Below are 19,611 nucleotides of genomic sequence, written 5' to 3'. Positions count from 1 at the left end.
ACAGTGGGAGTAAGACAAATATGCATAATATACGATTGGTTACCACCGTTGTGGTGTTTCTATTTCTATTTTTTTGCTGACCTCTGTTGAGATTCCTATCATTCCGGTTCCTCCATGCACATTGCTGGGATATTTGATTGGTTCATCGATTGTCTCGTCATAAATGTCAGAGTCCACAAGGTTAAGCGCTTTCAGATAATAATATTCTACTTCCGTGATGCTTCTTAAGTGGATAATGATGTCCATTTGATGAAAAAATCCCTCTTCGCTGGCAGTTTCGACGTGTGTACTGTTATATACTGTCATTGTATAAGATGTGTTTTTAAACCGGGAGTCATCGAATACCCCATAGATATTCCTTGCCGTGTCAAATAATCCGTTATCCTCATCTTGTCCGGTAGACGGTTGCCCGTCTGTCAGCACAATGTCTTCGCGTCCGATGAATGAGTAACTGTGCTTTGTCCAAAAGATGTACTCGCCTTTTCCCTCTTCTTCATAATTATATTTCCGTAAAGTAGTTTGTTTGTCCATCACAATGCGATAATAATTAGTTTCATTGGGACGGTCTTTGAGGGTTATCCGGTAACGAAGATATTTTCTTATGTGACCATACTCCAACATTGGAACGGTAAGAGTGTCGATGTTTTCTATTTCGGCAGGACGTTGAGGAACCGTCACTTCTGCCCACGCATGATATTTCCCGTCATCAGTAAGTGCATCAATACGTACCACGTCACCGGGAGTAAATTTGCTTGTAATGTTGAAGCGGCATTGCGGATCTCCTTCCTGTTCCGGTGGAAGGGGACGCAGGCTTTCTGTCAGTTGTCCGTTGACGCGTACCTCTATCGTTGCATTTTGGATATGAGTTGTAGCGTCCTTTCCTGTGAAGTTGAGGAAAAGAAGATTTGCCTGGCTTTCAGCATTAATCAGTGCATTCATTACTAATTTGGGCGGATTGTCCTTGATGCTGAAAGGAAGCTCATTCTCACACGAAACGATTATTAATGTTGCAATCAGTACGGATAAATAGTGTATAAAAGTTTTCATTGTCGGTTTAGAATTTATAAGTATAAGTAAACGAGGGTATTATAGGTAATAATGTATATTTCTTGATGACACCTTTTCCTTGTTCATTGTGAGCTCGGTAAATCCATGCCGGATTCATCGCGTTATACACATTGTATAGACTGATATTCCAAGTTCGTATCCCATGCTTGGTTTTTTTATTGAAATTGATGCCGATATTGAGCCGGTGGCTTGCAGGTAGGCGAAAGTTGTTCCGGTGCTCCACGTAGTTAGTTTCTCCGATAGTGGGAGATGTATTGGTAAAGCTGGGTTCGTAAGGGATTATCCATCCTCCGCCCGAACCGTTGTTTATACCGTCGTTAGGACGGATAATTGCTGTTTTTTCTTCGGGAATAGTACTTGTTCCCCCTGTGTAGAACGCCCAGGAAACCCCGATGTCGATGCGGTCGTTGAACTGGTGGTTGACCGTCAGGTTAATGCTGTGACGGCGGTCGTACTTGTACGGAAACCGTTCTCCGTTGTTAATGCCGCCTTTGGCGAATTTGCGGTCACTTTTAGAAAGGGTATAGGATAGCCATCCTGTAGTCTTGCCGACAGTCTTTTGTGCCATAAGTTCAATGCCCATCGAACGCCCTTTTCCCATCTCCACTTTGTTTTCCCAGCCTGCCGAAGTGCCGAAGAAACTGACTCCGTCTTTGTATTCCAGCACATTGCGCATAGCCTTATAATACCCTTCTGCCGAAAATTCCCAGCCTTTGATTCCCGTATAATATCCGCCTAGGGAAAACTGGTGGGATTGCATAGGTTTGATTTTTGGGGTTACAGGGACCCATAAATCAGTCGGCATACTGATGGGCATGGATGAAAGCAGATGTACGTACTGGCTCATTTGAGTATAAGATGTTTTCAGGGCAATATCCTTCACCAACTGATAACGGGCGGATATGCGTGGCTGAAAGGAAAAGTAGCTTTTATTCTGTACATGAAATAAAGAAAGATGGGCGCCCATATTCAGCCGGAAACGTGTGTTGAGTCTGAAATTATCTTCCGCATAAGCTGATATTTCATGTGCGTATAGAGGGTTGTTGTTTATGCTGTAGTATGTTTTCTCCTGTCCGACCTGTTTGCTGGTATGATCTGAAATTTTGGATGTCATGACTTCCGGGCGGAAGATATGGTATATATATTCTGTGCCGAACTTTATGCGATGGATAGGGCTGGGGTTGAAATCGAAGTCTATCTTATAGCTCCAGTCTTGAATGCCGGAACGGTAGTCAGCGGAATATCTGTTGACTTTATTTTCGGTTGATCCGAAGAATTGATTGGTCATGTATGAATGGATGCCAAGCTCGTAATTGTTGAAGGCGACTGTTGTGTTGCTGAACAGTCGGTTGTTGAATATATAGTTCCACCGGGCAGAGGCAATGGTGTTTCCCCAGTTCATTTTAGAACCGTCTTCATTGTCGGTGTTTTCGTCAAATTTAGTGGCGAAGTGGTCTTTACCATTGTATATGCTTAAGAAGAGACGGCTACGGTCGGAAAACTTATGGTTGATTTTGGCATTCACGTCATAAAAATAATAGCTGTATTTTTCGTCGTCGGGCATGAATGGTTTGGCAAGTAAATCAAGATAGGAGCGTCGGGCAGAGATATTAAAGGATGTTCTCCCCTTCACAATAGGACCTTCCAGATTGAACTTGCTGGTCAATAATCCGATACTAAGCATACCGTGGTACTTTTGCATATCTCCATCATTAGTACGAACATCGATTACCGAAGAAAGCCGGCCACCAAAGCGTGCCGGAAAAGAACTTTTGAATAGCATCACTTTCTTGACTGCTTCGGGAGTAAAAACCGAGAAGAATCCGAACATGTGATCCACATTGTATACCGGAACTCCATCCAGCAAGATTAGGTTTTGGTCGGGACTACCGCCACGTATATACAATCCCGCAGAACCGTCTACACCTACCTGTACGCCAGGTATGAGCTGGATAGCTTTCATGACATCAGCTTCTCCCAGTATGCTCGGAGTACTTTTAATTTGTGTTATAGGGATTTCAATAGACCCCATCTGTGTAGCCATGGCTCCTGCTTCCGCTCGGTCCGAGACAACAACAACTTCCTGCAATTGCGTATTTCCTTGCATACGTATATTCATTAATGTATCCTGCGAGAGAATGAACTGACAAACTTCTGTGGCATAGCCTAAATAGGAAAAATGCAGGCTGGTCTCTCCTTCAGGTAGAGTGATGCTGTAAAAACCGTAAGGATTGGTGGTAGTTCCCTGATTCTGATGACTCTCAAAGATATTTGTTCCAATCAACGTCTCGGAGGACGTTCCGTCAGTGACATATCCGCTGATGGTAAACTTGCGGCTTACGTTTTTAGTTTTTTTCTTTTTTTGCAGCAGGATATAGCGGTCGGAGAACTGGTAACTGATTGTTTCATCCTTGAATACAATATCAAGTATCTCGTGCAGGGGCTTTTCTTTAACTTTCAGGTTGATTCTATGTTTGATATTGATTTCTTCGCTGTATATAAAGGAATAACCGGTTGAGTTTTCAATTATTTTGGTGAATTCCTTCAATGTCACATTTCGTAGTGTTAATGTAAGCCGGGCATTTGCGTTTTGTGCGTGTACCTGGGCGGTGATAAAGAGCACCATACCTATCAGAACAATGGTTCTGACAGGCAGGTGGCCTTGGTGAATAGTTTTCATTTTAAGTCTGGTTTAGTAGTAATAATAATCTGTTTATTGTTTAATGAGTAGTTGAAATAACCGGCGTTATGTAATACAGATAAAATAGTCTCCAGATCTTCTCCATTGCGGAATCGTGCTGTGATCCGGTAATTTTGCAAAGTTGTGTCGGCTATATGGATAGTCGTTCCGAATGAGTTGGACAGTTCGCGGGCAATTTCCTGCAAAGGCAGATCATCGAATATAAATTCTCCCTGTCGCCAGGAAATTTCATCTTCTGCATTTGCTAGAACTTTACGAGTGAGTTTTTCTTCCACCTTATTATATATAGCAATCTCGTTAGGCTTCAAAATCATACGAACAGACTTGCTTTTATTGCTGACTGCTACCGAGCCGGATAATAACGTTGTCTTTACATCCGGATTGTCAGGATATGCATCTACATTGAAATGGGTTCCCAATACCTGAATGTCGATCGTTTCAGTCTGCACGATAAACGGATGTTCTTTCTTCTTGCTTACTTCAAAATAAGCCTCCCCATTGAGTTCCACTTCCCGCTTGTCCGATTTAAACTTTTCCGGATAAGAAAGTGAAGAATAATGGTTGAGTGTCACTGTACTGCCATCGGGAAGACAGACCGTGCGTGTCTCTGCCAAGGTGGAAATCGTTTGTATGGTGGTTGGTTGTATATATAAATAGGCTGTCCACGTCGATAGGCAAAGTAGAGCTACTGCCGCTGCTGCCGAGAAGGTACGTATCAGCATCAGACGCCGGGTATGTGACTTCAGTCTTTTCTCCAGCTTCGGGTAACTGGCTGTTGCTGAAAACCGTCCTCGCGGTGAACGCGTGGAAGCGACGAGCTTGTACAGTATTTCTTCTAATTCCGTATCGGTAAATTTCATAGTTTTTTCCGTATTACTCTTGATCTGTTATTTTCGTATCAACAGAATGGTCAACTTACTGATTCCGCCTTCTTTCCACTGGGGAGTACAGGATAAAGTGATATTCTGCTTCTTCAATATCATCTGTTTAGGATAGATTTTTAGAATAGTCGTAGCCGACTTCTTACCCGCTTTGATGATTATTTTTTTTCTGTCAGCTGTACGACTGCCGCTTGTCCTGCTAAAAGAGTGGGCGTAGCAAGTATTACCGTCCGGTCTTCTTTCGTTTTTTCCGTTGCAACAATTTTAATTTTCAACTCACATTCGGATTTACCGCTTTCACATTCTATTGTTTCCTTCGAATGTTCGAATCCTGCATAGTCCTTCGGGAAATTGTCGTTATCATTGTTGCATGAAAACAGGTACAGACAAACTGATAGAAAGGCAAAGATTCTAATGATTGCGTCATTTAGCTTTTTCATTTTTTCTGTCTTTTAGGTGATTGATTTATTTGTTGATAAAGACCGGAGGTTGACAGAAACTCCCTACGCTCCTTTTCTAAATAATTGTTAATCTATTTCTGCCCGGCTAATCATCTCTTTGAGTCGTGTGATTGCTTTCTGAAGTTGTGCGTCCACTGTATTCGTGCTGATACCTAATTCCTCCGCTACCTGTGCGTAACTCTGTTTTTCTTCACGGATGCGAATGAATACTTCCCTGCAACGCTCCGGAAGCCGGTCGAGTGCTTTTACGTAAAGAGCAAACAATTCTTCACTGATGAGTGATTCTTCCGGCGAATAGCTCTGTTCCTGTGGCTCCGGCAGAGAATCGGGATGAATGTAAGTGTGTTTTAATTCTTTTTCCAGATAATTGAGCGAAGCATTCTTGACGAGAATGAAACAATAATCTTCGATGTTTCTCACATCAAGTAGATTGCTACGTTGTTTCCATAGTTTCAGAAATACGTCGAGAACGATTTCCTGCGACCATTCTTCCTGTTTCACATAGTAGTAGGCAATGCGGAAGAGGCGGTCGTAAGTCATATTGTAAAAGTTCCGGAAAGCAGTTTGCGAATCCAGTTCTTTCATTTGCCGCAATAACTTTCTAACTTCTGATTCGGTCATCGGCTTGCTGTTTGTTTTGTTAATCTACCCAAAGTAAATCCCTCATTATACTGTCGGAGATGAAAATACCTTCGCGAGTCAAGCGTAAGGCTCCGTCGTGTTCTTCCAGTTTCCCATTTTTCAGATAAGGCGCAGCCATTCTCTGGCAATACTCCCACATCTCATTGCCGAACATCTGTTTTAGCTTTTCTATAGGTGTTCCCCATACTGTACGTATGGTAGTGATAATAAATTCATTGTAGCGGGTCGTCTGGTCCAGATACTCTATTTCAAAAGCACGGCTGTCTTCCTCTATACCTTTTATATATGTATCGATGGAAGAAACATTCCATTCCCGTGTCATCCCGTCAAAAGAATGTGCCGACGGTCCGCACCCCAGATAAGGTATTCCTTTCCAGTAAGAACTGTTGTGGCGGGAGTACTTGTCCGGACGGCAGAAATTCGAAATTTCATAATGTTCAAATCCCGCTTTCTGCAGATGCTCTATCAGTAACGTGAAAAAATCTAAACTGGAATCTTCGTCCACCTCCGATATCTGATGCTGTTTTAACATATTATATATAGGTGTATCTTCCTCGTAAATCAGATGATAAGCGGAAATGTGCTCCACGTTCAGACTGACAGCCTGACGAAGATCATTCTCCCATCGTTCTTTGGTTTCTCCCGGTAATCCGTAGATGAGATCGATGCTTATATTTTGAAAACCGGCTTCCCGACATCTGTGAACAGCTTCGATAGCTGTACGGGCATTGTGACGACGTTTCAATAGTTTGAGAGTGGGATCGTCAAAAGTCTGTATTCCCATGCTGATGCGATTGAAAGGGAGCGAAGAAAGCATTTTCAGATATTCACTTGTCAGATCGTCGGGATTGGCTTCCAATGTGATTTCCTGCCAATGGCTTAATCCGTAATGTGTCCGGATCGTATCAAATATCTGTTCGAAATCTTCTTTTTCCAATTGAGACGGGGTTCCGCCACCGAAATAAACGGTTTCTATATCTTCTCTTTTCAGGTAGTCTTTCCGCATGGCTAACTCCTGGCAAAGTGCTCGTACATAACGGGTTTTGAGCTCGCTACGGGTGGTTGAGTAGAAATCGCAGTAGATGCACCGTGTTTTACAAAAAGGAATATGAAGATAGATACCTGCCATAGTTGTGCCGTTTGAGTTTAGTGGCTGTAAAAGTAAGATTATTATCAGATATAACAAAAAATCTTATTGACTGAAATCATTCTTATGAGGCGTTGCATAGATAAGTTGTCTGACACCCGGGTGTCGGTATGCCTGAGACCCGGGTGCTGAACAATCCGTTTGTGCAGTCTAAATATTATATGCATATATACTATTGAATGGTGGTTCGTATAGAAATTAAATTATGAGCAAGCAAAAAATGTTTATGTTAAAGATGTGTTACATAACATTGTTTAGTAACACCGTCATAAGTGTTGCTTTTCCCCCAATTAATCCCTAATTTGCGCATCACAAAATTAATGGTATGTGAGAAACATACTGAGTAATTACTAAAATCTTATATATTATGAAAGTATATCAGACTAATGAAATCAAGAACATTGCCTTGTTGGGAAGTTCTGGCTCTGGGAAAACCACTCTCGTGGAAGCGATGCTTTTCGAGAGTGGTGTTATAAAACGTCGCGGATCTGTTGCTGCAAAGAATACTGTTAGCGATTATTTCCCTGTTGAACAAGAGTATGGTTACTCCGTTTTCTCCACCGTTCTCCATGTAGAATGGAATAATAAAAAACTTAATATTATTGACTGTCCGGGATCGGACGACTTCGTAGGCAGTACAGTAACTGCACTAAATGTGACCGACACAGCAATCATTCTTCTTAATGGCCAATACGGCGTCGAAGTCGGTACGCAAAATCACTTCCGTTATACAGAAAAGCTGAATAAACCTGTTATTTTTCTAGTCAACCAGCTTGATAATGAAAAATGCGATTATGATAATATCCTCGAACAGTTGAAAGAGGCTTATGGCTCTAAGGTTGTTCCTATTCAATATCCAATAGCTACCGGTCCGGGCTTTAATGCGCTGATCGACGTGCTGTTGATGAAGAAATATTCGTGGAAACCCGAAGGAGGGGCTCCGACCATCGAAGATATTCCGGCAGAAGAAATGGATAAGGCTATGGAGATGCACAAAGCATTGGTAGAAGCTGCTGCCGAGAATGATGAAAATCTGATGGAGAAATTTTTTGAACAAGATTCTCTTACAGAAGATGAAATGCGCGAAGGTATCCGTAAGGGATTGGTCGCCAGAGGTATGTTCCCTGTATTTTGCGTTTGTGGAGGTAAGGATATGGGCGTTCGCCGCTTGATGGAATTCTTGGGTAACGTTGTTCCTTTTGTTTCTGAAATGCCGAAGGTGCAGAATACCGAAGGTAAAGAGGTGGCTCCGGATAGTAACGGACCGGAATCTCTTTATTTCTTCAAGACCAGCGTGGAGCCGCATATCGGTGAAGTTTCCTATTTTAAGGTAATGAGCGGTAAAGTTCATGAAGGAGACGACTTGCTGAATGCCGACCGTGGTTCGAAGGAACGTATTGCGCAAATTTATGTGGTAGCCGGTGGTAACCGCGTCAAGGTGGAAGAGCTGCAAGCAGGTGATATCGGTGCTGCTGTGAAACTGAAAGATGTGAAAACCGGTAATACACTGAACGGTAAGGATTGCGACTATAAATTCAACTTTATCAAATATCCGAATTCTAAATATACTCGTGCCATCAAGCCGGTGAATGAAGCGGATGTGGAAAAGATGATGAGTATTCTGAACCGTATGCGTGAAGAAGATCCTACCTGGGTGATCGAACAGTCAAAGGAGTTGAAGCAGACTTTGGTACACGGACAGGGAGAATTCCATCTTCGTACATTGAAATGGCGTTTGGAAAACAACGAAAAACTTCCGGTGAAGTACGAAGAACCGAAGATTCCGTATCGTGAAACGATTACAAAAGCCGCTCGCGCTGACTATCGTCATAAGAAACAATCCGGTGGTGCCGGTCAGTTTGGTGAAGTTCACCTGATTGTAGAACCTTATAAAGAAGGTATGCCTGTGCCCGATACGTATAAGTTCAATGGACAGGAATTTAAGATTACCGTGAGAGGTACGGAAGAGATACCATTGGAATGGGGTGGTAAACTGGTGTTTATCAACAGTATTGTCGGTGGTTCTATCGATGCACGCTTCCTGCCTGCTATTATGAAAGGTATTATGTCTCGTATGGAGCAAGGTCCGTTGACGGGTTCGTATGCTCGTGACGTGCGTGTCATTGTTTACGATGGTAAGATGCATCCGGTAGATTCTAATGAAATCTCCTTTATGCTTGCCGGACGTAATGCCTTTAGTGAAGCCTTCAAGAATGCCGGTCCGAAAATTCTGGAACCGATTTATGATGTAGAAGTGTTTGTTCCGTCTGATAGGATGGGAGATGTAATGGGAGATCTTCAGGGACGTCGTGCCATGATTATGGGTATGAGTAGCGAAAAAGGTTTTGAGAAACTGGTTGCTAAAGTACCTTTGAAAGAAATGTCTTCTTACTCTACTGCTCTTAGCTCACTCACCGGCGGACGTGCTTCGTTTATTATGAAGTTCTCTAGTTATGAGCTTGTTCCGACAGATGTTCAGGATAAGTTGATGAAGGATTTTGAAGCTAAACAAATTGAAGAATAAAGATAAATGATAGTTGATAGATGATATGTGATAGTTGATGGAAAACTTATTATCATATTCGTTATTTACTATCTGTTGCTTATAGACTATCAACTTAAACGTTAAAACTGTTCCCTTTTTTAAGTAAAAGGGGACAGTTTTTGTTTAACTATGATTAATAAAGATGGAAAAACGCAAGGAAAAGATTTAATTTTTTATTAAATTTGCAAACCAAAGGAGGGCTTTTATTGTTGTAGTAATCAGAATACAACCTAAATAGCTCCTTACGGTTAATTTCCGGGAAGTTCCGGTTAAATCAAGTTAATGCATTAGGAGTGTTAATTAGGGAGTGTTAATTTTGTTGCTATGAAGAAGTCAACAATTTGGATATTAGGTATTGTAATGGGGCTTTCCTTCCTTAGTCTGCTGTATTTGCAGGTTAGTTATATCGAGGAAATGATGAAAACCCGTAAGGAACAGTTTGATTCGGCTGTACGCAATAGCCTGGATCAGGTTTCCAAGGATGTGGAATATGCAGAGACTAGACGTTGGTTGATCGAAGATATTTCAGAAGCGGAAAGAAAAGCACTGATTGCGAATAACGCTTCCATACAACAAGACAACTTGATTCAGCAAACGCAACGGTTCACGGTGAAGTCTAAGGATGGAAAGGTATATTCGGATTTTGAGCTGAAAGTGATGACCACTAAGCCCTCCGAGCTTCCAAAGGCTATGATTTCTCCTTACAGGGGAACAAAGACCATTCCGGAAACTTCGCGTTCATTAGTGGAAGCCATCAAGAACCGGTATATGTATCAACGGGCGTTACTCGATGAAGTGGCCTGGCAGATGATTTATCGGGGGAGTGACAAATCGATTGGAGACAGAGTACGGTTCAAAGAACTGGATGACTATCTGAAATCGAGCTTATATAATAATAGTATAGACTTGCCTTATCACTTTACGGTGATTGACAAAGACGGTAGGGAGGTCTATCGTTGTGCGGATTATGACGCAAAGGGAAGTGAAGACGCTTATCAGCAGGCATTGTTCAAGAATGATCCGCCTGCGAAAATGAGCATATTGAAAGTGCACTTTCCGGGTAAGAAAGATTATATCTTTGACTCAATCAGTTTCATGATTCCGTCGCTGATATTTACGCTGGTATTGTTAGTGACATTCATCTTTACGATTTATATCGTATTCCGGCAAAAGAAACTGACGGAAATGAAGAATGACTTTATCAATAATATGACGCACGAATTTAAAACACCGATATCTACCATTTCATTGGCAGCACAGATGTTGAAAGATCCCGCGGTAGGAAAATCACCGCAGATGTTCCAACATATATCGGGAGTGATTAATGATGAAACCAAGCGCTTGCGCTTCCAGGTGGAAAAGGTGCTCCAGATGTCGATGTTCGAACGTCAGAAGGCAACTTTGAAGATGAAGGAGATCGATGCGAATGAATTGATTGCAGGTGTTGTCAATACCTTTGCTCTGAAAGTGGAACGATATAATGGTAAGATAACATCGAACCTTGAGGCTACCGATCCTGTTATATTTGCAGATGAGATGCATATTACAAATGTAATCTTTAATCTGATGGATAACGCGGTGAAATACAAGAAACCGGAAGAGGATCTGGAGCTGAAAGTGAGAACGTGGAATGAGTCGGGTAAGCTGATGATTTCGATACAGGATAACGGTATTGGTATCAAGAAGGAGAACCTGAAAAAAATATTTGAAAAGTTCTATCGTGTACATACGGGTAATCTGCACGATGTGAAGGGCTTTGGACTGGGATTGGCTTATGTGAGGAAGATTATATTGGATCATAAGGGAACCATCCGGGCGGAAAGTGACCTGAACGTGGGAACTAAATTTATTATTGCATTACCTTTATTAAAAAATAATTGATATGGACGAGAAACTGCGTATTTTATTATGCGAGGATGACGAAAATCTTGGCATGCTTTTAAGAGAATATCTACAGGCAAAAGGTTATTCTGCTGAGTTATATCCTGATGGAGAAGCCGGTTATAAGGCTTTCTTGAAGAATAAATATGACTTGTGCGTGTTCGACGTAATGATGCCTAAAAAAGATGGCTTCACACTGGCACAGGATGTCCGTGCAGCAAATGCTGAAATACCTATTATCTTCCTGACTGCTAAAACGCTGAAAGAAGATATCCTGGAAGGATTTAAAATCGGTGCGGATGATTATATCACTAAACCGTTTAGTATGGAAGAATTGACGTTCAGAATTGAAGCAATCTTGAGACGTGTTCGTGGAAAGAAGAACAAAGAAAGCAATATCTATAAGATTGGTAAGTTTACTTTCGATACACAGAAACAAATTCTGTCGTCAGAAGGCAAACAGACTAAACTGACTACCAAAGAATCTGAACTGCTCGGATTGCTTTGTGCACATGCAAATGAGATTTTGCAACGTGACTTTGCTTTGAAAACAATCTGGATCGATGATAACTATTTCAATGCCCGTAGTATGGACGTGTATATCACGAAACTGCGTAAGCATCTGAAAGAAGATGATTCTATCGAGATTATCAATATCCACGGAAAAGGCTATAAGCTGATTACCCCGGAAGTTGAATCTTAATAATCGCATTTGAGATGACTACAAATAAAAAATCCCGGAAACATTCGTTTCCGGGATTTTTTATTGATTTCTGCGAAATTAATCTGCGATTTTCTTATTAATAATAATATAAGAAATGAGTCCCAGTACTACAAGTACTACTGAAGTACCCAGGATGGCGTTGTTGTTTACATTTCCTGTAAAGGAACAAGCCAACAGGATGACTACTCCGGCCAAGATTAATATCAATCCTAAGTTCTTTAATAAGCCTTTCATGCGTGTGTATTTTAATAGATTATAATATTCCAGTCACAAATTAAAGCATAATTCTTTAACGGGCGAAATTATTTGGATAAAAATTCCATTATAAATGCACGATTTAGTGGATTTTATGATTTTAAGTTCTGTTCTTCTGCTTAATCTTTCGTATTATAGAATACCTTTTTCAGTACCTCCTGACCAATGCTCAATTCGTCGAGAGTGATGCCATGAAGAGCCTCTTTCAGAGTCTGGCCGGCAATAACGCGTGCTTTTTCTTCCAGTTCTTTTCCGTCTTTAGTCAGGTGGATTAAATTGGTACGGCGGTCTTTTTTATCGGAAATGCGCACAACGAGATGCTGCCGTTCCATATTGTCTATCAAACGGGTCATGCTGGGTTTGTCTTTAAAAGTTGCATTACACAACTCTTGTTGTGTAACACCGTCTTTTTCCCACAGAAAAATGAGTACCGTCCATTGTTCCGGACTGATTTCCAGTCCGTTCTGACGGAAGTTACGGTACAGTTTCCGGTTGATTGCCGCGGAAACTTTGCCATTTAGTATGGCGAATATAAGCCGGATATCGAAATTAAATTGCTCTATCATGAAATTATTGTTTAAACAACTTTGCAAAGATAAGTCACTTCCCGGATAAATCCTATCTTCGGATACAAAAAAAGATTAAATATTTGTAGTTCAAAATAAAATGTCTAACTTTGCACCCGCATTTAAAATCAAATAATTTATTTATTTAATTAAACGAAGTATGAATCAATACGAAACCGTTTTCATTTTAACTCCCGTTTTGTCTGACGTTCAGATGAAGGAAGCGGTAGAAAAATTCAAAGGCGTTCTTCAAGCTGAAGGTGCTGAGATTATCAATGAAGAAAACTGGGGACTGAAGAAATTGGCTTACCCAATTCAGAAGAAGTCTACAGGTTTTTACCAACTGATTGAGTTCAATGCAGATCCTACTGTAATTGACAAGCTGGAACTTAATTTCCGTCGTGATGAACGCGTAATCCGTTTCTTGACTTTCAAGATGGATAAGTATGCTGCTGAATACGCTGCAAAAAGAAGAAGTGTTAAATCAAACAAAAAGGAGGATTAATCATGGCACAACAAGTTCAATCAGAAATCAGATATTTGACTCCGCCGTCAGTAGATGTTAAGAAGAAAAAATACTGCCGTTTCAAAAAGAGTGGTATTAGGTATATCGACTACAAAGATCCTGAATTCTTGAAGAAATTCTTGAATGAACAAGGAAAAATCCTTCCGCGTCGTATTACAGGTACTTCTTTGAAGTTCCAACGTCGTATCGCGCAGGCTGTGAAGAGAGCTCGTCACTTGGCATTGCTGCCTTATGTAACTGACATGATGAAATAAGAAGGAGGAAAAGTATGGAAATTATATTGAAAGAAGACGTAGTAAACTTGGGTTATAAGAACGATATCGTAAACGTGAAATCCGGATACGGTCGTAATTATCTGATCCCGACTGGAAAAGCTGTCATCGCTTCTCCTTCTGCAAAGAAAATGTTGGCTGAAGAACTGAAACAGCGCGCTCACAAACTTGAGAAAATCAAGAAAGATGCTGAGGCTATGGCTGCTAAGTTGGAAGGCGTTTCTTTGACTATTGCAACTAAAGTTAGCTCAACCGGTACTATCTTCGGTTCTGTTGGTAACATCCAGATTGCTGAGGCATTGTCTAAGCTGGGTCATGAAGTTGACAGAAAGATCATCGTTGTAAAAGACGCTGTGAAAGAAGTTGGTAGCTATAAGGCTATTGTTAAACTTCACAAGGAAGTTTCGGTAGAAATTCCTTTCGAAGTAGTTGCTGAATAAGAGCAAATTTACTTCATATACAAAAAGCGATTTGTTCTGAATGGATGAATCGCTTTTTTTTGTTATCTTTGCTATTACTATTATGAAATTCAACTGTTGTTTTCTGAAGAAGAGGTTTTTGCTTCTGCTGATTGCTTTGGGAATTGGCAGTGTCCTTTATGCGAATGATGAGTTGAAACTATTGACGGATTCTTTGCGTAGAGTGATAGATGAGAAACATGTCTATGTTCAAAAGAAAGAGGAGAGGATAAACCGGATAAAATGTATGTTGAAAAGTCCCGGTTTGACTCTTGAAGGGGAGTATAGAATCAATTTACGGTTATATAGCGAGTATAAAAAATTTCATATTGATTCTGCTATTCATTATGTCGATCGTAATATCGAGATTTCCCACCAGTTGAATAAACCTTATTTCACCAACCAGTCGTCTTTAAATCTTAGTCTTTTGTATTCGATGTGTGGCAGATTCCGCGAAGCTGAGATTATTTTGAAAAGTATAAAGACGTCAGAACTTCCAAAAGATTTATTAATAGACTATTATCAGACTTACTCCAGTTTCTGGGGGCATTACTCCATTTCTGTTGCCAACAATCTGTATGGAAAGCAACAATCTGCTTATCAGGATTCACTGTTTGCTCTCATAGATCATACTTCCTGGGATTACCGGATGTCACAAGCTTCTTATTATATCTGGCGTGATACCTTAAAATCGAAGGAAATTTTTAAGGAATTGTTGGATATCGAGGAGGTGGGAACGCCTAATTATGCCATGATTACTCATTCGTATTCCAGATTGTGTCATCATCAGAAGAAATATGATGAGGAAAAGAAATATCTGATGTTGTCGGCGATTGCCGATACCCGGAATGCAACGCGTGAAAATGCCTCTCTTCAATCTCTTGCGTTGATACAATACGAAGAGAAGAATCTGGCCGATGCTTTTAAATTTACACAGTCCGCTATTGATGATGTAATTTCTTCCGGTATTCATTTTCGTGCAATCGAAATCTATAAATTCAATTCGATTATCAATACTGCCTATCAGGCGGAACAGGCTAAATCGAGATCGCATCTGACTACTTTTCTTATTTCTACAAGTATTATCCTTTTTCTTTTGATTCTGCTCGTTGTTTTCATCTATATTCAGATGAAGAAAACGTTGAAAATAAAGCAGGCATTGGCGCAGAGTAATGAGGAACTTCTGCGGCTGAACAATAAACTGAATAGTATGAACAGCCAGCTGAATGACACCAATAATCAATTGTGTGAAATTAATGGCATAAAGGAATATTATATAGCTGAATTCTTCGATGTGTGCTTTAGCTATATCCACAAAATGGAAAAATATCAGAATATGCTGTATAAAATAGCTATTAATAAGTACTATGACGAGTTGATTAAGAAGCTGAAGTCGTCTGCGCTTATTGATGAAGAGCTTAGTGCACTGTATGCCCGTTTTGATAAGGTCTTTTTAGGTTTATATCCTACTTTTGTTTCTGATTTTAATGCTTTGTTGAAAGATGAAGAGAAGATTATTTTGAAGCCGGATGCTTTATTGAATAGGGAACTTCGTATTTATGCTTTATTACGTTTGGGTATTACGGATAGTGGGAAGATAGCGAACTTCCTTCGGTGCTCTACAAGTACGGTTTATAATTATCGTACGAAGATGAGAAATAAAGCTGCTGTCGACAGAGATGAATTTGAGAACGAAATTATGAAAATTAGTTCAACACAAGAGACATAATTGTTATTTTACTGCTGACCTCCTTTCCAAATCATCTACATTTTTTTGATATACTTAAAGTGTTAAGTAATTGATTAATAGTGTAAAACGTTAATTTACTATCTACATAAAGTAATGTAAGTCAAATAAGCCGTTATTTATTTGGCTAGATTTGCAATATCAGTTTTTTAATCATCAGCTTGATGGTGAAAATTGATACTTTATCTATTATTTGTACTTAAATTCACTATGTTTTATTATGAACACGCAATCTTCAGTAGACACGAGAATTAAAGTTGGAATTATCGGTTTTGGTAGAATGGGAAGATTCTATTGGGAAGCGATGACAAAAAGTGGGCGATGGAATATTGCTTATATTTGCGATACCGATCCGGAATCACGTCAATTGGCTAAGAAGTTATCTCCTGAATCTCTTATAGTAGAAGATAATCAAAAAATTTTTGAGGATGAAAGTGTACAGGTAGTCGGTCTTTTCACTTTGGCCGACTCACGGATGGAACAAATAGAAAAAGCTATTCGCTACGGCAAACACATTATTTCAGAAAAACCTATTTCAGATACCATGGAAAATGAGTGGAAGGTCGTGGAGATGACAGAAAACACCAACCTCATTTCTGCGGTAAACTTGTATCTGCGGAATTCCTGGTATCATAATCTGATGAAAGAGTATATCGAGCAGGGAGAAATCGGAGAACTGGCTATTATCCGTATTTGCCACATGACTCCCGGTTTGGCACCGGGCGAAGGTCATGAGTACGAGGGACCTGCTTTCCATGATTGTGGAATGCACTACGTCGATATTACCCGTTGGTATGCAGGCTGTGATTATAGAACATGGAATGCGCAGGGAGTGAATATGTGGAATTATAAAGATCCTTGGTGGGTACAATGTCACGGAACTTTCCAAAATGGCGTAGTCTTCGATATTACTCAGGGCTTTGTTTATGGACAATTATCTAAAGACCAGACACATAATTCGTATGTGGATATTATAGGTACCAAAGGAGTTGTGCGTATGACGCATGATTTCAATACCGCTGTTGTTGATCTGCACGGTGTCAATCAGACCATTCGTGTGGAGAAACCTTTCGGTGGCAAGAATATAGACGTGTTGTGTGACCTGTTTGCTGATTCGGTAGAAACCGGAAAGCGCAATTCCCGCTTGCCGTCTATGCGCGATTCGGCCATTGCATCCGAATATGCGTGGACATTCTTGAAAGACACACGCAAACACGATTTGCCCGCTATTGGTAATTTGCGCACTCTGGAGCAAATACGCGAGCGAAGAAGAAACATGAAAAATGGATATGGATTGTTGCATGGCAACCTTCCAAAGATTATTAACCCTTAAATAAATAAAATCATGTCAAACATTTCGAGGAGAAAGTTTCTCAAAACGGGGGCTGCTGCTTTAGCAGGCATTACTATTGCTCCCAGTACTATTTTAGGTATGAGCCACGGGCATATTTCGCCTACTGACAAACTGAATCTTGCAGCCGTGGGTATTGGTGGTATGGGACATGCCAATATTAATCACGTGAAGGGCACTGAAAATATTGTGGCTCTTTGTGATGTGGATTGGAAGTATGCAAAAGGTGTGTTCGACGAATTCCCCAAGGCTAAAAAATACTGGGACTATCGTAAGATGTATGAAGAAATGGGTAAATCTATCGATGGTGTGATTATTGCAACTGCCGACCATACTCATGCTATCATCACTGCTGATGCAATGACAATGGGAAAACACGTGTACTGTCAGAAGCCGTTGACCCACTCTGTTTATGAATCTCGTTTATTGACAAATTTAGCTGCTTCAACAGGTGTTGTTACTCAGATGGGTAATCAGGGTTCATCAGACGAAGGTACGGATTTGGTATGCGAATGGATTTGGAATGGTGAAATCGGTGATATAACTAAGGTGGAATGTGCAACAGACCGTCCTATTTGGCCGCAAGGATTGAATGTTCCTGAAGGTGTAGACCGTATTCCTAGTACATTGAATTGGGATTTGTTTACAGGTCCTGCTAAAATGAATCCTTACAATGCTATTTATCATCCTTGGAACTGGCGTGGATGGTGGGATTACGGAACAGGTGCATTAGGTGATATGGCTTGCCATATTTTGCATCAGCCGTTTAGAGCATTGAAATTGCAATATCCTACCAAAGTGGAAGGATCATCTACTTTATTGTTGAATGCTTGTGCTCCGCAGGCACAGCATGTGAAAATGATTTTCCCTGCTCGTGAAAATATGCCGAAAGTAGCTATGCCTGAAGTGGAAGTACATTGGTACGATGGCGGTATGATGCCTGAACGTCCGAAAGGATTCCCGGAAGGAAAACAACTGATGCAGAGTGGTGGTGGTTTGACTATTTTCCACGGAACGAAAGATACTTTGATTTGCGGATGTTATGGACAGAATCCTTGGTTGCTTTCTGGTCGTAAACCAAATGCGCCAAAAGTTTGTCGTCGTGTTCCCAATGCTATGAACGGTGGGCACGAGATGGACTGGGTACGTGCATGTAAAGAAAATAAATCTAACCGTATCATGACTAAGTCTGATTTCTCAGAAGCCGGACCCATGAATGAAATGGTAGCAATGGGTGTATTGGCTATTCGTTTGCAAGCGCTGAATAAGACTCTTGAATGGGATGGAGCTAACATGTGCTTTACGAATATCGGTGATAACGAAACGATCCGTACCGTTATCAAAGACGGATTCAAGATTCATGATGGTCATCCGACATTTGATAAGACATGGACTGATCCGATTAATGCGAAACAGTTTGCTGCTGAATTAGTGAAACATACTTATCGTGACGGTTGGAGACTTCCTGATATGCCGAGATAAAAGTAAATTAAAAATTAAAAATTAAATAGTTGATATCATGAAAAAAGTATTTTATCCATTAGCTTGTTGTTGTCTTGCTGCAGGCGTTTTCGCTTCTTGCGGTGGTCAGAAGAAAGCAAATGCTCCGGAAGAGCAAAAAGTTGCGTTGTCTTACTCTAAATCATTGAAAGCACCGGAAACTGATAGTTTGAATCTGCCTGTTGACGAAAATGGTTATATCACAATCTTTGATGGTGAAACATTTAACGGATGGCGTGGTTATGGAAAAGACCGTGTTCCTACTAAATGGACAATCGAAGATGGCTGCATCAAATTCAACGGTTCTGGCGGCGGTGAAGCTCAAGACGGTGATGGTGGTGATTTGATCTTTGCTCATAAATTTAAAAACTTTGAGTTGGAATTGGAATGGAAGGTTGCTAAAGGTAGCAATTCGGGTATTTTGTATTTAGCTCAGGAAGTTACTTCTAAAGACAAAGATGGTAATGATGTGCTTGAACCTATTTATATTTCCGCACCTGAATATCAGATCCTGGATAATGCCAATCATCCGGATGCTAAATTGGGTAAAGATAACAATCGTCAGTCAGCTTCTTTGTATGACATGATTCCGGCAGTTCCTCAAAACTCTAAACCATTTGGCGAATGGAACAAGGCTAAGATTATGGTTTATAAAGGTACAGTGGTTCACGGACAAAACGATGAAAACGTACTTGAATATCATTTGTGGACAAAACAATGGACTGATATGTTGCAGGCAAGTAAGTTCAGCGAAGATAAATGGCCTTTGGCATTTGAATTGCTGAATAACTGTGGTGGAGAAAATCACGAAGGTTTCATCGGTTTGCAAGATCACGGTGATGATGTTTGGTTCCGCAACATCCGCGTGAAGGTTTTGGACTAATCG

General features: G+C 40.6%; 17 protein-coding genes and 1 pseudogene. 10 read left to right on the top strand and 8 right to left on the bottom strand.

Features of this window, described 5'->3' with window-relative positions; translation table 11 throughout:
- Window positions 1-39: 39 nt before the first annotated feature.
- The 6 genes and pseudogenes from I2I13_RS06595 to hemW all read right to left on the bottom strand — a co-directional run bounded on the left by I2I13_RS06595 (window position 40) and on the right by hemW (window position 6,882).
- Window positions 40-1,047: a DUF4249 domain-containing protein gene (locus tag I2I13_RS06595; protein WP_195649137.1), complete on the bottom strand. Its 1,008-nt coding sequence runs from the start codon at window positions 1,045-1,047 to the stop codon at window positions 40-42.
- Between the two features lie 7 nt (window positions 1,048-1,054).
- Entirely contained in the window at window positions 1,055-3,748 is a 2,694-nt protein-coding gene (locus tag I2I13_RS06590; protein ID WP_195649136.1) for a TonB-dependent receptor, read from the bottom strand.
- Entirely contained in the window at window positions 3,745-4,629 is an 885-nt protein-coding gene (locus I2I13_RS06585) for a FecR family protein (RefSeq protein WP_195649135.1), read from the bottom strand. Before I2I13_RS06585 ends, I2I13_RS06590 begins: the two co-directional genes overlap by 4 nt.
- A 27-nt stretch (window positions 4,630-4,656) precedes the next feature.
- Window positions 4,657-5,090: pseudogene (locus I2I13_RS24700) on the bottom strand (hypothetical protein).
- A gap of 87 nt (window positions 5,091-5,177) precedes the next feature.
- Window positions 5,178-5,732, bottom strand: coding sequence for an RNA polymerase sigma-70 factor (locus I2I13_RS06575; protein ID WP_074559149.1), 555 nt, complete (start codon window positions 5,730-5,732; stop codon window positions 5,178-5,180).
- Window positions 5,733-5,751: 19 nt separating this feature from the next.
- On the bottom strand, window positions 5,752-6,882 hold the full coding sequence (gene hemW, locus I2I13_RS06570; protein ID WP_195359016.1) for a radical SAM family heme chaperone HemW: 1,131 nt from the start codon (window positions 6,880-6,882) through the stop codon (window positions 5,752-5,754).
- A 385-nt stretch (window positions 6,883-7,267) separates the two neighbouring features.
- Here hemW and I2I13_RS06565 point away from each other — a divergent pair, with 385 nt between their 5' ends.
- From I2I13_RS06565 to I2I13_RS06555, 3 genes are all read left to right on the top strand, one after another.
- A complete protein-coding gene (locus tag I2I13_RS06565; RefSeq protein ID WP_074559147.1) occupies window positions 7,268-9,424 on the top strand; it encodes a translation factor GTPase family protein in 2,157 nt (718 codons plus the stop codon).
- Between the two features lie 345 nt (window positions 9,425-9,769).
- Window positions 9,770-11,326: a sensor histidine kinase KdpD gene (locus I2I13_RS06560; RefSeq protein WP_074559146.1), complete on the top strand. Its 1,557-nt coding sequence runs from the start codon at window positions 9,770-9,772 to the stop codon at window positions 11,324-11,326.
- 1 nt (window position 11,327) lies between these two features.
- Window positions 11,328-12,029 (top strand): response regulator transcription factor, encoded by a 702-nt coding sequence (locus I2I13_RS06555; RefSeq protein ID WP_004299326.1) that lies wholly within the window; start codon window positions 11,328-11,330, stop codon window positions 12,027-12,029.
- A gap of 78 nt (window positions 12,030-12,107) precedes the next feature.
- Here the strand turns inward: I2I13_RS06555 and I2I13_RS06550 are convergent, their stop codons facing one another.
- Both I2I13_RS06550 and I2I13_RS06545 read right to left on the bottom strand, forming a co-directional pair.
- Window positions 12,108-12,284, bottom strand: coding sequence for a hypothetical protein (locus I2I13_RS06550; protein WP_167511779.1), 177 nt, complete (start codon window positions 12,282-12,284; stop codon window positions 12,108-12,110).
- 140 nt (window positions 12,285-12,424) lie between these two features.
- Entirely contained in the window at window positions 12,425-12,871 is a 447-nt protein-coding gene (locus I2I13_RS06545) for a MarR family winged helix-turn-helix transcriptional regulator (protein WP_004299328.1), read from the bottom strand.
- A 160-nt stretch (window positions 12,872-13,031) separates the two neighbouring features.
- On the opposite strand from I2I13_RS06545, the gene rpsF reads away from it, so the two are divergent.
- The 7 genes from rpsF (at window position 13,032) to I2I13_RS06510 (ending at window position 19,608) form a co-directional block, all read left to right on the top strand.
- Window positions 13,032-13,376 carry a 30S ribosomal protein S6 gene (rpsF, locus tag I2I13_RS06540; protein ID WP_004306610.1) on the top strand — a complete coding sequence of 115 codons (345 nt, stop codon included), beginning with the start codon at window positions 13,032-13,034 and terminating at the stop codon, window positions 13,374-13,376.
- A gap of 2 nt (window positions 13,377-13,378) precedes the next feature.
- Window positions 13,379-13,651: a 30S ribosomal protein S18 gene (gene rpsR, locus I2I13_RS06535; RefSeq protein ID WP_002562536.1), complete on the top strand. Its 273-nt coding sequence runs from the start codon at window positions 13,379-13,381 to the stop codon at window positions 13,649-13,651.
- A 14-nt stretch (window positions 13,652-13,665) separates the two neighbouring features.
- Complete coding sequence (gene rplI / locus I2I13_RS06530) at window positions 13,666-14,109, top strand: 50S ribosomal protein L9 (protein ID WP_004299330.1); 444 nt, start codon at window positions 13,666-13,668, stop codon at window positions 14,107-14,109.
- Window positions 14,110-14,191: 82 nt separating this feature from the next.
- Window positions 14,192-15,856, top strand: coding sequence for a DUF6377 domain-containing protein (locus I2I13_RS06525; RefSeq protein ID WP_148365222.1), 1,665 nt, complete (start codon window positions 14,192-14,194; stop codon window positions 15,854-15,856).
- Window positions 15,857-16,094: 238 nt separating this feature from the next.
- Complete coding sequence (locus tag I2I13_RS06520) at window positions 16,095-17,207, top strand: Gfo/Idh/MocA family protein (protein ID WP_074559145.1); 1,113 nt, start codon at window positions 16,095-16,097, stop codon at window positions 17,205-17,207.
- A gap of 12 nt (window positions 17,208-17,219) precedes the next feature.
- Window positions 17,220-18,707 (top strand): Gfo/Idh/MocA family oxidoreductase, encoded by a 1,488-nt coding sequence (locus I2I13_RS06515; protein WP_074559144.1) that lies wholly within the window; start codon window positions 17,220-17,222, stop codon window positions 18,705-18,707.
- 37 nt (window positions 18,708-18,744) lie between these two features.
- Window positions 18,745-19,608 carry a DUF1080 domain-containing protein gene (locus I2I13_RS06510; protein WP_074559143.1) on the top strand — a complete coding sequence of 288 codons (864 nt, stop codon included), beginning with the start codon at window positions 18,745-18,747 and terminating at the stop codon, window positions 19,606-19,608.
- Window positions 19,609-19,611 lie beyond the last annotated feature (3 nt).

It is taken from the genome of Bacteroides sp. D55t1_190419_B8 (assembly GCF_015558905.1).
Taxonomy (GTDB): Bacteria; Bacteroidota; Bacteroidia; order Bacteroidales; family Bacteroidaceae; genus Bacteroides; species Bacteroides vicugnae.
The sequence above is the reverse complement of the archived record's forward strand: the minus strand, read 5'-3'. Positions and strand labels throughout refer to the sequence as shown.